The sequence below is a fragment of the Alistipes finegoldii DSM 17242 genome (assembly GCF_000265365.1).
GTDB lineage: Bacteria > Bacteroidota > Bacteroidia > Bacteroidales > Rikenellaceae > Alistipes > Alistipes finegoldii.
The window spans coordinates 2,256,158-2,269,017 of record NC_018011.1; the positions used below are offsets into that span (position 1 = coordinate 2,256,158).

The window sequence follows — 12,860 nt, forward strand, 5'->3', positions numbered from 1 at the left end:
GATATTAAAATTTTTAGTTTTGTTCGGGCTTTTCACTATCTTTGCACCGGTAAAGTTAGGGAAAATGAAGTCGGAAGCGGAATTGAAAGCTGTCACGCAGTTCGTTGCGGAGTATGCCACCCGGCTGATGGGGTCCGGAGTGCATACCTCGCGCGTGGTGCGCAATACGAAGCGTCTGGGCGAGGCGCTCGGCGTGCGCGTCATGGTGTCGGCCTTTCAGAAAGTGGTTACTTTCTCGGTTTATGACGACGAGAGCGGACGGGTTTACAGCGAGGTGGCGGACATTCCGCCGCTGCCGATCAGCTTCGAGCTGAACTCGGAGCTAAGCGCCCTGAGCTGGGACGCCTGCGACCTCAGCCTGCCCCTTGCCGAGATTCGGCGCCGCTATGACGAGATCGTCGCCCGGCCTCGTCTGGACCCGATTTTCACACTGATTCTCGTCGGACTGGCCAACGCATCCTTCTGCCGGCTTTTCGGCGGGGAGTGGTGTGCGGTAGGCATCGTCTTTACCGCCACGCTGCTCGGATTCTACCTCAAGCAGCGGATGCAGGCCAAGGGATTCAATCACTATGTCATCTTTATCGCGTCGGCCTTCGCGGCTTCGATGTACGCTTCGGTGGCGATGATTTTCGATACGACTTCGGAGGTCGCCATCGCCACGAGCGTGCTTTACCTGATTCCGGGGGTGCCGCTTATCAACGGCGTGATCGACATCGTCGAGGGGCATGTGCTGAACGGTATCGCCCGCCTGACGTCGGCGCTGATGCTGATCGTCTGCATCGCCGTCGGATTGTCATGTACCCTGATGATCGTTAAAAACGGATTGCTATGACGCTGCTCGCCATTCTTTCGGACGGATTTTTCGCCGCGGTGGCGGCTGTCGGATTCGGAGCCGTGTCCGATCCTCCGATGCGGGCCTTTCCGGCGATCGCCCTGCTGGCCGCCATGGGGCACGCCTTGCGTTTCTGCCTGATGGACACAGGCGTGGATATCGCTTCGGCGTCGCTGTGCGCTTCGGTGGCGATCGGTATCGGAAGCCTGCTGCTGGGAGGCCGCATCCACTGCCCGATGACGGTGCTGTTCATCCCCGCGCTGCTGCCGATGATCCCCGGCATGTATGCCTACAAGACGGTCTTTTCGATGATTATGTTCATGCAGAATCTCGACGATCCCTCCGCCGCGGGGTATCTGGCGGCCATCGTCCGCAACGGATTCGTTACCTTCAGCGTGATTTTCATGCTGGCCGCGGGAGCCGCCGCGCCGATTTTCCTCTTCAACAAACGCGCACATTCACTGACGCGCAATAAAAAACAGATTCGCAGCTGATTATGGAACTCTTTTGGCAAACTATCGCAGACTACAATACGATGACTTGGCCCGTGCAGGCGCTCATCGTGCTGGCGGCCGTCGTCCTGACGGCGCGTCTCTATCTGCGCCCGACTCTCCGGGTGAAAACCGCAATGAAATGTTTTCTGGCGTTTCTCAATGCGTGGATCACCGTCGCCTATTACCTCGTGTCGTGCGATGCGCGGGCTTACAGCGGAGTCATGGCGTTTTTCTGGGGCGTCATGGCCGCCGTGTGGATTTATGACGCGGTCGTCGGTTACACGACGTTCGAACGGACGTACAAACACGACAAATTCGCTTTTGCGCTCTACCTGATGCCGTTCCTCTATCCGCTGATATCCCATCTGCGGGGACTGGATTTCCCGATGACCACCTCGCCCGTCATGCCCTGCACGGTGGCGATCTTCACCATCGGACTGATGCTCTCGTTCTCGAAGCGGATCAATCTGTTCGTCGTGCTGTTTCTGTGCCATTGGTCGCTGATCGGCTTTTCGAAGGTTTACTTTTTCGGCATTCCCGAAGACCTGCTTTTGGCGAGCGCGCTGGTGCCGGCGCTCTATCTCTTTTTCAAGGAGTATATCGACGTCAATTTCCGCCGCAACGCCAAACCCGATCTGCGGGTGATGAATATGCTGCTTCTGGCGATGTGTTCGGGACTCGGCGTCTTTTTCGCCGCGACCATCTGGCAGCAGCTCGCCGGAATGGCCGGATAATGCCGGCCGCCCGAACGTCTTCTCCGGACCGGGGATAAAAAAATCCCTCCTTTGGTAAGGAGGGATTTGGGGTGGAGTGTCGGAATGGCCGGTAGGAGCTGTCCCGCCGACATCCGGTTATTTCGCGTACGAAACGGCGCGGGTTTCGCGGATGACGGTGATCTTCACCTGACCGGGATAGGTCATTTCGTCCTGAATCTTCTTGGCGATATCGTGCGAGAGCCCTTCCGATTCCTGATCCGAAAGTTTGTCGGCGCCGACGATCACGCGCAGTTCGCGGCCGGCCTGAATGGCATAGGTCTTGACGACGCCGGGGTATGACAGGGCGATGTCCTCCATCTCTTTCAGACGCTTGATGTAGCTCTCGACCACCTCGCGGCGTGCACCGGGGCGTGCGCCCGAAATGGCGTCGCAGACCTGAATGATCGGTGCGATCAGCGAGGTCATCTCCACCTCGTCGTGGTGGGCGCCGATGGCGTTGCAGACTTCGGGTTTCTCCTTGTATTTCTCGGCGAGTTTCATGCCGATGATTGCGTGCGGCAGTTCCGGTTCGTCGTCGGGCACCTTGCCGATGTCGTGCAGCAGACCTGCGCGGCGCGCCGTCTTGGGATTCAGACCCAGCTCCGCGGCCATGATGCCTGCGAGGTTCGCCGTTTCGCGGGCGTGCTGCAGCAGGTTCTGGCCGTAGGACGAGCGGTATTTCATTTTGCCGATCATGCGGATCAGTTCGGGATGCAGGCCATGGATGCCCAAGTCGATCGTGGTGCGTTTGCCGACCTCGACGATCTCCTCCTCGATCTGTTTCTGGACTTTGGCCACCACCTCTTCGATACGGGCAGGGTGGATGCGACCGTCGGTCACCAGCTGATGGAGCGCCAGACGTGCGATTTCGCGGCGCACGGGGTCGAAACCGCTCAGGATAATGGCTTCGGGCGTGTCGTCCACGATGATTTCGATGCCGGTTGCGGCTTCCAGCGCACGGATGTTGCGGCCTTCGCGGCCGATGATGCGGCCCTTGACCTCGTCGCTTTCGATGTTGAATACCGTCACGGCGTTTTCGATCGCCGTCTCGGTCGCCACGCGCTGGATCGACGCTACGATGATGCGCTTGGCCTCTTTGGTGGCGGTCATCTTCGCCTCTTCGATGGTCTCGTTTATGTAGCCGGCGGCTTCGGTCTTGGCCTCGGCCTTCATGTTCTCGATCAGGATGTTCTTGGCCTCCTCCGAGCTCAGGCCCGAAATCTGCTCCAGACGGACGTTCTGCTCGCGCATCATCTGATCGACCTCCTCTTTCTTGTGTTCGAGGATCTGCAGCTGGTTCTGCATCTGCTCCTTCAGCCGGTCGTTTTCGCGGAGTTTGTTCTCCAGATCGCGCTGTTGGTTCTGCAGGTTGTTCTCGATCTGCTTGGCCCGCTGTTCGCTCTGCGCGATTTTCTGGTTGCGTTCGTTGACCTGCCGGTCGTATTCGCTCTTAAGCTGTATGAACTTCTCTTTTGCCTGCAGGATCCGCTCCTTCTTGATCATCTCGCCTTCGGCCTCGGCCTCCTTCAGGGCGGCTTCGCGGCGCTTGCGGATCGAGTTCTTGGTCACGAGGTTCGTAACGGCCATGTAGATCCCGATCGCCGCAATGGCTGAGATGCAGGCAACTAAAATAGTGGTATACATGATTTTGTTGCTGTTTTGAGTTGTTATTATAAAGGGTTTGTTGTTGCATAAAAAAACCGCATAGGATTCCTTAGTCTTGTTTGACGAATCTGCAAGATAAGTCACGTGTGGGGGCTCCGACAATCGCAATCGTCCAACGGTACGCCGCAGCATACACCCCGAAGGGTCAAGGCCTGATTTTGAAGCGCCGTGAGTTGCCCCAATTTAAAAAGTGTTCAGTTTCGCAAAGCTGTAAGGAATCTATGCGGGTAGATTTTTTCCTTCGTATGTTAAAGAACGCTGTTCCGGTTTCAGGGCGCCGTTACGCGCACCTGCATGTCGTTTATCCTTTCAGGGCGTTGAGGTAGGCGTCTATCTCTTCCCCTAAGTGTCCCAGCCGTTTCAGGTCTTCGTCGCCCAGTTCGCGGCTTTGCCGCATATCGACGTTCGCAATGGCGAATTTCAGCGCCGCCATAGACAGATAGTCCTGATCCGTCCAGTTCTTGAAGTTGTTTTGCTTTATCGCGGCGAGGTAACTGTTCACCTCCCGTTCGGCCAGACGGTACATCTCCTCTTTTTCGCTGTCGATATTGAGCGAATAGCTTTTGCCTGCCAGTTTGAGTGTTATCGCCTGTTGTGCCATTGTTCTCGTTTCGTTTTTCTTGCTGCCTCCTGTGCGTCCTGCGGCCTTCCGGAGCCTCTGCCGTAACGGTGGGGTCCCCTCCCGCTGCGGCTTTGCTATTCGGGCCTTCCGAGCAGCGCGATGCACTTGTCCACCTCCCGCATAAGACGGTTGACGCGGGCCCGCGCTTTGTCCCGGTTACGGCTTCCGCCCGCCAGCCCTTCTGTCAGTTGCATGCGTGACAATTCTCCGTCGAGTTCGCGGATCCGCTCCTGCAGGGTGCGGTTTTCGGCTTTCAGGCTGTCGCGCTGCGCCGTCAGTTCCGCACATTGATCCGACAACCGTTTGTGGTCGTCCATGAGCTGCCGGATGCGGTTCTCGATATTTATTATCACACTTTTTTCGGCCATCGGGTCACGGGTAAAGTCCGTTTTACATCTCAAAGGTATGAAAAGGAACGCTAAAAAGCAAATTTTATTTCCCGGCGGCCCGGCCGTAGAGGTCGTAGTCGGCGGCGGAATCGATGCGAACGTCGTAGAAACGACCGCGCAGAAGCCGCTTTTCCGATGCCGGAATCAGGATCTCCTGATCCACTTCGGGCGAGTCGTACTGCGTGCGTCCCACGTAGTAATCGCCCTGCCGCGAGTCGATCAGCACCCGCTCGGTCCGGCCGACGCGGCGCAGGTTGTTTTCGAGCGATATTACGTTCTGAAGCGCCATGATCCGTTCGACGCGCTGCTGTTTGACCTCTTCAGGAATGTTGTCCTGCAATTTCTGCGCCGAATAGGTGCCTTCCTCCTCCGAATAGGCGAAGACCCCCAGCCGCTCGAAGCGTACGTCGCGCACGAACTCTTCCAGCTCGGCGAAATCGGCCTGCGTCTCGCCGGGATAGCCGACCAAGAGCGTGGTGCGCAGCGCCAGATCGGGGATGGCTTCGCGCAGGCGTCCGATCAGCGCATAGGCGTCGGCTTTGGTGTGGCGCCGCTGCATGGCCGAAAGCTGGGCGTCGGAGATGTGCTGGAACGGAATGTCGAGGTACTTGCAGATTTTGGGTTCCGAGGCCATGACTTCGATCACCTCGTCGGGGAATGCCGTGGGATAGGCGTAGTGCAGGCGTATCCACTCGATGCCTCCGATGCGGCAGAGCCGGCGAAGCAGTTCGGCCAGCATCCGCCGGCCGTAGAGGTCGAGTCCGTAGTAGGTCGTATCCTGCGCGATCACGATCAGCTCCTTCACGCCGCCGGCCGCGAGTTTGCGGGCTTCCTCTTCGAGCCTCTCCATCGGGACGGAGACATGTCCTCCGCGGATGAGCGGAATGGCGCAGTAGCCGCATTTCCAGTTGCAGCCCTCGGAGATTTTCAGGTAGGCGTAATGCTTCGGCGTGGTCAGGTGCCGCTCGGTCTCCAGCGCCGGGTCTTCGACCGCGCCCAGCGCCCGGACGATGCCGTCCCACGTGCGGGCGCCGAAGAATTCGTCCACTTCGGGCAGTTCGGCCCGCAGCTCGTCGGCGTAGCGTTCCGAGAGACAGCCGACGACGAACAGCCGTTCGATCTTGCCGGCGTTTTTGGCCGCGGCCGCCCGCAGGATCATGTCGATCGACTCCTGCTTGGCGTCGCCGATGAATCCGCAGGTGTTGATCACGACGACCTTGGCGTCGGTGCGGTCGCTGTCGAAGAGCACCGCGTAACCCGCCGCGGCGAGCCGGGCCATCAGGTGCTCGCTGTCCACGGTGTTTTTCGAACAGCCCAGCGTTATGACGTTGATTTTTTTCATGCGTTTCGTATTTCCTCCGCAAAGGTATGGATTATTCCCGGATTTATCGCAAAAAGAGCGGCGCACTTTCGGTGCGCCGCTGCTGCAGGGAGTCGGTGGGATACTACCACATCACATGGATGCCGTATGCTTCGATGCCGTTGCCGAGCGAGGTCGAAGCGACGTCGACATAGCCCCAGAAGCGCGAGTCGGCCAGCATGAAGATCGTATAGGCCGGGCCTTTCACGATTTCGCGGACCTGAATCGCCTCGTTCGTATTCGCGGCTGCGGACTGCAGCGCGCCGAGCAGGTCGTTTTTCACGGTGCCGATCATCAGCAGGTTCTGCTTCTTGTAGTGGAGTCCGCTCAGCACGCCGTTCTTGCCGCCGAAAGCGTTGATCTGGTCGGCATTTTCGAAACGCGCCGTGTTGAAGCTGATGGCGAATGATACGTTGGTCGTTCCCGTGACGTTGCCGTCCTCGTCCTTGTCGGTGCGGGTGCCGTTGAGCGTCGGTGCGAAACCTGTGACGTAGCATCCCGAACCGGAGGGAGTGCCCTTGACCTCGGTCGTGGGACCGTTGAAATAGAGCATGCTGCCCTGATAGGAGCTCTTGTTGGCGATACGGTTGAATGCGAACGCCGTCCAACGCTTGGTGTTGAGGGCCGTCTGCATCGTTTTGGGCTGGTTGGCGCCGTCGGCGCGGTCCAGCACCGTCAGCCACGACTTGCCGCGGCCTTCGAGCGTATTGACCATGTAGTTGTCGATGGCGGCGTAATCCGCATCGCTGCCGGCCAGCGCTCCGTCGGTCAGACGCGATACGAACTGGATTTCGGCTTTGAACTTGTCCGAAGGGGGAGCGATCGTCTCTCCCGACTTGTACTCGTCCAGACCGTTGTCGCAGCCCGTGAAGACCGGGGCGGCAAGGGCGAGCGCCAGAAAAATGGATAAATATCTCTTCGTGTTTTTCATCTCTGTACTTTTTTAGCTGTTTGATACGCGCTTAATTCTTCAGTACGGCCGTGCCTGCGATGGGGTAGTGGTCCGAAATGACATTGAGCCGGTCGCCCTTGACGACTTTGTAGTCGCTGCAGCTCCATTTGCCCTGCGGGAAGCTGATGAAGTAGTCCAACTTGCTGTAACCGCCGAACGTGCCGTCGTTGTTGCAGAGCCGGGTGCCCGTCTTCTCATACTCGCGGATTGCGCTGGAGCTGGGACCGCAGTTCATATCGCCCATGATCAGCACGGGGATGTTTTCGGCAACGGCCGGAGCGATCGCGTGTTCGATGACCTCTTTGGCCTGACCCAAGCAGGTCTCGTCGCCGCCGAAAGCGTCGAGGTGGGTGCAGACGATGCGCACCTTCACCCCTTCGGGTTTGGAGTCGGTCGGAACCAGAATGTCTGCCCAGCCCGCCGAACGCTGGTCGGCGCCGGTGTACATGCCCAGCAGTACCGAAGCCGAATTGACGATCGGGTATTTCGACAGAATGCCGTTGCCGTAGGCGCCGTTGTCCTTGTTGTAGGAGAAGACGAAGAACGGGAACATGCCGAGCGACTGTGCGCATTCGGTCAGCTTCTCGACCGAACTCATGCGTCCGGTCGCGGTTTCGAACTCGTTGAAGCAGACGATGTCGGGGTTTTCAGCCTTGATCTTTTCCATGGCCTCGGCGATTTCGAAATAGACTGCATTGGAGTTGTCGTCGTATTCGAACGACTTGATGTTCCACTCCATGCACTTCAGCTTGACGTCCTGTGCCTGTGCCGACGCGGCCGGGAGCATCATGCAGAGCAGTGCGCCTGCTCCGAGGATATATTTGTTGATTTTCATAATCGTTTCTGTTCTTAAATATGGTTTAATAACCCTTGTTCTGCTTCAGGTAGACCGTGCCGGTGAATGCCCGCTGCGGAATGGGGAACACCTTGTTGTAAGTCGGATTGAAGGTGCGGCCCGGATAAACTTCCACCTCTTCGGCAACGATCTGGCCGTTGACCTTCTTCGAAATGACGCTGTACAGCGGCTTGGCGTAGGTCGTCGTGGCGATGCCCCAGCGGACTACGTCGATATGGCGGCTGGGCTGGAACTCGAAGGCCAGCTCGCAGCGGCGCTCGTTCATCAGCTGGGCCTTGGTGGCCTGACTGTTCTGCGGCAGACCTGCACGGTCGCGGATCTGGTTGAGCAGCTGCTTGGCCTCGGCGTCGCCCTCGCCTTTGGTCCAGATCAGGGCTTCGGCCTTCATCAGCATCACGTCGGCATAGCGCAGCAGGCAGCAGTTGAGCGAGTTCCAGAGTTTGTCGCGCAGCGCGGACACCTCTTTGCCCTTGCAGTCGGCGCCTTCCCACGGGGAGATGAACTTGCGGCAGATCAGACCTGCCGATACGTGGCCGGTCGTGTAGTCCGAGACGCTTCCGTCGGTGTTGTAACCGCCGAAGGTGATGTCACGGCCTACGAATTTGACGTGCTGGCCCGGATAGAGGATCGTTACGTCGCGGCGCTGGTCGCCCTCTTCGAACGCATCCCACAAATTCTTGCTAGGCGTGAAATACCCCCACGTGTTGTAGAGGCCCCAGCCAGCGTTGACGAAAGTTACGCCGTGGTAGCGGGCGCCGTTGGTATAGTCGCCTTCCAGCGAGAAGATGTACTCCTTGGAGTGGTTCTGCTCCTTGCGCCAGAGGTTGGCGTACGAGTTGAGCTTGTTCGACGGATCGATGTAGAGTTCGCGTTTGTCCGAACCGGTAAGCGCCATGATCTTGTTGCACATCTCCAGTACGATGTCGTAGTATTTCGCGTCGTACTGCGCTGCATAGAGGGCTGCGCGGGCTGCGTATCCCCAAGCTGCGGCCTTGTGCGGAAGTCCGATCTGCGAGGCGTCGAGCTGCGAAAGGTAGGGAAGCATCTCGCCTGCCGTGCGCATGTCGGAGATGATCTGGTCGTAGTTCTGCAGTACGTGCGCCGGGCGCGGGGAGTCGATTTCGGCGGCGGGAGTCGTGTCGAGGATAATCGGAATACCGCCGTTGGTGTCGTCGCCGTAATAGGGAACCATCCAGAGCATCGAGAAACCGCGGAAGAAATAGGCGGTGCCTACAGCCTGGTTTTTGTATCCCTGGTCCAGCTTCATGTCGGGGACCATCTTGATGATGTTGTTGGCCTTGGCGACATTCTGGTACATCACCTCCCAAACACGCGAGACGTCGTTGTCGTTGGACGGCGACATGCGGAATTCGCGGATTTCATCGACCGACGGACGGGCGCGGCCGATCAGTATGTTGTCGCTGGCGCATTCGAGCCACATATGGCCGCGGCCGCAGATCTCCTCGCTCCAATAGGGCGAGACGAAGTGGTAAAGGGCGTAGATAGCTTGGTCTACATCCTCTTTGGTCTTCCAAGTAGCGTCTTTGCCGTAAGGCTCCCTGTCGAGGAAATCGGAACAACCCGAAAGGCAGAAAGCGCTTATGGCCAGACAGAGGCTGAATATGGTTTTTTTCATGGTCGTAGTTGTTAGAAGTTGATGTTTACACCGAAGTTAAAGAAGCGCGACGTGGGATAGATACCGCTGTCGAGACCGTAGTTGCCTACTTCGGGGTCGGTGCCGGAGTAGCCGGTGATGGTGGCCACGTTGTCGATGCTCAGATAGACGCGGACCGAACCCTTCTCCATGCCGATGTGGCGGCTGATATGCTTGGGCAGCGTGTAACCCAGCGTGATGTTCTTCAGACGCAGGTAGTCGCCCTTTTCGAGGAAGATGTCCGAAACCTTGAGGTAGTTGCCGTTCATGTCGTCACTGAGGCCGAGTCGCGGATATTTGCTGGTCATGGGTTTGAAATCCCATGTGTTGTAAACATCGGTTGTTAGGTTACCCAAGTCTTGACGACCGTTCATTCCCAACTGTTTCGTGCCGTTGTAGACATAATTGCCTGCGACGCCCTGAAACATAAAACTGAAGTCAAAACCTTTCCAATCGAGCGATCCTCCAAAAGAGTAGGTTTGTTTCGGAGTATAGGAGCGGGATAATACGCGGTCGTTGTCGTTGATTACGCCGTCGCCGTTGGTGTCGATGAAACGCAGGTCGCCGACCTTGGCATCGGGCTGCAGCATCTTGACCTCGCCGGTGTCGGGATCCTTACTGATATGACGGTCGATCTCGTCCTGCGAGCGGAAGATACCGTCCGTGCGGTAGATATAGTAAGAGTACCATGGGTGTCCTGCTCCTGAAGCAAAAAGCTGAATGCCGTTGAATGTGGGGTATTTGTGCATTACAATGGGCTGGGGGCCGTAGTCCTCTACATAACCTTTGTTGGTCGAGAAAGTGCCCCAGACATTGTAGTTGAACTTGCCTTGTGCGGCGCTGTTCCGATAGGATACGGAGAACTCCCATCCCTTGTTGATTACGTGGCCCATATTACCCAGCGGCGCATTCTCTACACCCATCTGCGGCGGAATCGTGAGGTAATCGACGAGGTCCTTCGTTTCCTTGTTGTAATAATCGACGCTGACTTCGAGCGTGTTGTGGAGCATTGTCAGGTCCAGACCGGCACTGGTCTGGACGGTGGTCTCCCAGCGTGCGTCCGTATTGGGGATGGTCGCCAGATAGGTTCCGTAATGGGTCGTGCCGCCGATAAGCGAACCGTCCGGGTAGATGGAGAGCGGAATGCTGGTCGGGTTGGGCAGGTTGTAGAGGTCTACGTTGCCGACCTTACCCCAGCCTGCACGGAATTTCACGAGGTCGAAGACCTTGTTGAGACCTGCATTCTGGAAGAATTTCTCCGAGGAGAGTTTCCACGATCCCGAAATGGCCGGGAACCAGTCGTAGTTCTTTGCTGCGGGCAGTTTCGACGATGCGTCGCGGCGGATGCTGCCGGTGAGGAAATAGCGGTCGTCGAACGAATAGCCGAGACGGGCAAGGAACGAGACCATCGAGTAGTCTACTATATCTTCGTTCGGGTTCTTGGTCCATGAGCCTGCGGCGCCCCATACCAGATTGTGGTCTTCGTTGGAGCCGTAGCCCTGCGTGCGGAAGTCGCGGAAATGTAGTTTCTTGTAGTCGGTGGTGAAACCCGCCATGGCGCTGATGTGGTGGCGTCCGAAGACTTGCGCGTAGGTAGCCGTCGTTTCCCAAAGATAGTGGAAGTTGTTGTAGTTGAACTGCTCGCGGCTCGAAGTGCTCGATCCGCCCGGCACGTCGATGACGGGCGAGAATTCGTCCTCCTCGCGCATGTCGAGGTCGGCCGTGAACTCCGATTTCAGGGTCAGCGACGTGATCGGCTTGATTTCCAGCGAGGTGGTCGAGAATATCTTGGTGCGCGGGTAGCGGCGGTGCATGGTTTCGAGCTGGGCGACGGGATTCACGATGTTGGGACCCTCGACGCCGCTGGCCATGTCGGCCGACGAAGCGATACCGCCCCATTTCGGTTTGCCGTCGTTTCCGTAGACGATGTTGCCGTTTGCGTCGCGGTCATAAACCGATGCGGAAGCGGGAAACCACATGGCGCCGTAGATGGGGCCCGTGTGCGAGGTACTGATGTTGCCCTGTCCGTTGGAGTATTCGAAGTTTACGCGCTCCGACAATTTCAGCCATTTGACCGGCTTGAATTCCGTATGGAGTTTCGCACCCAGCGCTTGGCTCCATGTGTTGAGCAGGGTGCCTTCCTTTTTGTCGTAGGTTACCGAGAGGATCGACGAGAGCGTCTCGCTGCCGCCGGTAATCGACACGGCATAGTGCTGCGTCAGACCCGTGCGGAAGATTTCGTCGAGCCAGTCGGTGCGGGTGACGTTGGCGCCTGCATAGACCTGCGGGTTGGCCAGATTGGGCAGCGAGCTGCCCGGCGAGTTCTCGACGGCCTTGCCCCAGACGTCGCAGAACTGCTGCGCGTTGAGCATCGTCGGGAGGTTCATGGAGCGTTCGAAGCCGACCGATACGTTGACGTTGACGCGGGCTTTACCTGCCTGCGCCTGACGTGTGGTGATCAGAATTACACCGCTCGAACCTACCGAAGCACCGTAAATGGCGGCCGAGGCGGCATCTTTCAGGATGGTGATCGTCTCGATATCTTCGGCCATGTAGGGAGCGCCGGGGACACCGTCCACAACGACCAGCACGCCGTCGCCCGAAGTCGGGCCGATATTGTCGCGGCTGTATGCGGCGCTCTTGTCCGTGCCGTCGTCGTTGCCCTTCGAGCCGCGACCGCGGACGGTGAACGACGCTTTCTGCAGCGGGTCGCCCGACTGCTGGATCGTAACGCCCGGCATGCGGCCCTGCAGGAGGGTTCCGAGATCGGCGGCGCGGCTGCGGGCCGCATCGTCCACTTTGACGGTGGAGACGGCCATCGAGAGGTCCTCTTTACGCTGCGAGCCGTAACCGATGGCAACGACTTCGCCGATCATCGTGGCGTCTTCTTCCATCGTGACGTTGATTTCCGTGCGGTTCATGACGGCCAGCGACTGCGGTTTGTAGCCGATGAACGAAAAGTCGATCACGCCGTCCGGTTTCACGGAAATCTGGTAGCGGCCGTCGGCATCGGTGGTGACGCCGTTGGTCGTGCCCTTTTCTATGACCGAAGCGCCGATGAGCGGAGTCTGGCTGCTGTCGGTCAGCTGTCCGGACACCGTGACCCGATCCTGCGCATGGGCCGGAAGAATGAGTATGCTCAGCAGCAGACTCATCAGAAGAAAGCGGACGAAGCCCCTGTTCTTCTCCGAAGTTGTCAAATTCATTTTCATAGAGTTAAGGTTAATATTAATAGTAATTGTGTAGAGAGGCTCGGTAATTCTCGGTTTTGGCAGATATTT

Annotated in this window: 11 protein-coding genes; 3 read left to right on the plus strand and 8 right to left on the minus strand. The window is 57.9% G+C overall.

Features of this window, described 5'->3' with window-relative positions; all coding sequences use genetic code 11:
* The first annotated feature begins 64 nt into the window (after positions 1–64).
* The 3 genes from ALFI_RS09790 to ALFI_RS09800 are packed head-to-tail and all read left to right on the plus strand — an operon-like array spanning position 65 to position 2,060.
* Positions 65–832, plus strand: coding sequence for a threonine/serine exporter family protein (locus ALFI_RS09790; RefSeq protein WP_039939570.1), 768 nt, complete (start codon positions 65–67; stop codon positions 830–832).
* Positions 829–1,326, plus strand: coding sequence for a threonine/serine exporter family protein (locus tag ALFI_RS09795; RefSeq protein ID WP_014775695.1), 498 nt, complete (start codon positions 829–831; stop codon positions 1,324–1,326). Before ALFI_RS09790 ends, ALFI_RS09795 begins: the two co-directional genes overlap by 4 nt.
* Positions 1,327–1,328: 2 nt before the next feature.
* A complete protein-coding gene (locus ALFI_RS09800) occupies positions 1,329–2,060 on the plus strand; it encodes a DUF6064 family protein (protein WP_014775696.1) in 732 nt (243 codons plus the stop codon).
* A gap of 117 nt (positions 2,061–2,177) precedes the next feature.
* Here ALFI_RS09800 and rny read toward each other — a convergent pair whose 3' ends face one another.
* The 8 genes from rny to ALFI_RS09840 form a co-directional block, all read right to left on the minus strand.
* The gene (rny, locus tag ALFI_RS09805; RefSeq protein WP_014775697.1) at positions 2,178–3,725 is read right to left on the minus strand and encodes a ribonuclease Y; all 1,548 of its coding nucleotides are present in this window, start codon (positions 3,723–3,725) and stop codon (positions 2,178–2,180) included.
* Positions 3,726–4,047: 322 nt separating this feature from the next.
* The gene (locus ALFI_RS09810; protein WP_014775698.1) at positions 4,048–4,347 is read right to left on the minus strand and encodes a cell division protein ZapA; all 300 of its coding nucleotides are present in this window, start codon (positions 4,345–4,347) and stop codon (positions 4,048–4,050) included.
* Between the two features lie 95 nt (positions 4,348–4,442).
* Positions 4,443–4,736, minus strand: a complete 294-nt coding sequence (locus ALFI_RS09815) for a hypothetical protein (RefSeq protein WP_014775699.1) — start codon at positions 4,734–4,736, stop codon at positions 4,443–4,445.
* A gap of 64 nt (positions 4,737–4,800) precedes the next feature.
* Positions 4,801–6,099: a 30S ribosomal protein S12 methylthiotransferase RimO gene (gene rimO / locus ALFI_RS09820; protein ID WP_014775700.1), complete on the minus strand. Its 1,299-nt coding sequence runs from the start codon at positions 6,097–6,099 to the stop codon at positions 4,801–4,803.
* A gap of 103 nt (positions 6,100–6,202) precedes the next feature.
* A complete protein-coding gene (locus ALFI_RS09825; protein ID WP_014775702.1) occupies positions 6,203–7,048 on the minus strand; it encodes a hypothetical protein in 846 nt (281 codons plus the stop codon).
* A gap of 31 nt (positions 7,049–7,079) precedes the next feature.
* Positions 7,080–7,904 (minus strand): endonuclease/exonuclease/phosphatase family protein, encoded by an 825-nt coding sequence (locus ALFI_RS09830; RefSeq protein ID WP_009596465.1) that lies wholly within the window; start codon positions 7,902–7,904, stop codon positions 7,080–7,082.
* A gap of 25 nt (positions 7,905–7,929) precedes the next feature.
* Positions 7,930–9,561 (minus strand): RagB/SusD family nutrient uptake outer membrane protein, encoded by a 1,632-nt coding sequence (locus tag ALFI_RS09835; protein ID WP_009596415.1) that lies wholly within the window; start codon positions 9,559–9,561, stop codon positions 7,930–7,932.
* 11 nt (positions 9,562–9,572) lie between these two features.
* Positions 9,573–12,791 (minus strand): SusC/RagA family TonB-linked outer membrane protein, encoded by a 3,219-nt coding sequence (locus tag ALFI_RS09840; protein WP_014775703.1) that lies wholly within the window; start codon positions 12,789–12,791, stop codon positions 9,573–9,575.
* Between the last annotated feature and the right edge of the window lie 69 nt (positions 12,792–12,860).

Coding starts and splice junctions, on each gene's coding strand:
- ALFI_RS09790 (WP_039939570.1), top strand. CDS start 65: ATGAAGTCGGAAGCGGAATTGAAAGCTGTCACGCAGTTCGTTGCGGAG.
- ALFI_RS09835 (WP_009596415.1), bottom strand. CDS start 9,561: ATGAAAAAAACCATATTCAGCCTCTGTCTGGCCATAAGCGCTTTCTGC.
- rimO (WP_014775700.1), bottom strand. CDS start 6,099: ATGAAAAAAATCAACGTCATAACGCTGGGCTGTTCGAAAAACACCGTG.
- ALFI_RS09810 (WP_014775698.1), bottom strand. CDS start 4,347: ATGGCACAACAGGCGATAACACTCAAACTGGCAGGCAAAAGCTATTCG.
- ALFI_RS09815 (WP_014775699.1), bottom strand. CDS start 4,736: ATGGCCGAAAAAAGTGTGATAATAAATATCGAGAACCGCATCCGGCAG.
- ALFI_RS09800 (WP_014775696.1), top strand. CDS start 1,329: ATGGAACTCTTTTGGCAAACTATCGCAGACTACAATACGATGACTTGG.
- ALFI_RS09825 (WP_014775702.1), bottom strand. CDS start 7,048: ATGAAAAACACGAAGAGATATTTATCCATTTTTCTGGCGCTCGCCCTT.
- ALFI_RS09840 (WP_014775703.1), bottom strand. CDS start 12,791: ATGAAAATGAATTTGACAACTTCGGAGAAGAACAGGGGCTTCGTCCGC.
- rny (WP_014775697.1), bottom strand. CDS start 3,725: ATGTATACCACTATTTTAGTTGCCTGCATCTCAGCCATTGCGGCGATC.
- ALFI_RS09830 (WP_009596465.1), bottom strand. CDS start 7,904: ATGAAAATCAACAAATATATCCTCGGAGCAGGCGCACTGCTCTGCATG.
- ALFI_RS09795 (WP_014775695.1), top strand. CDS start 829: ATGACGCTGCTCGCCATTCTTTCGGACGGATTTTTCGCCGCGGTGGCG.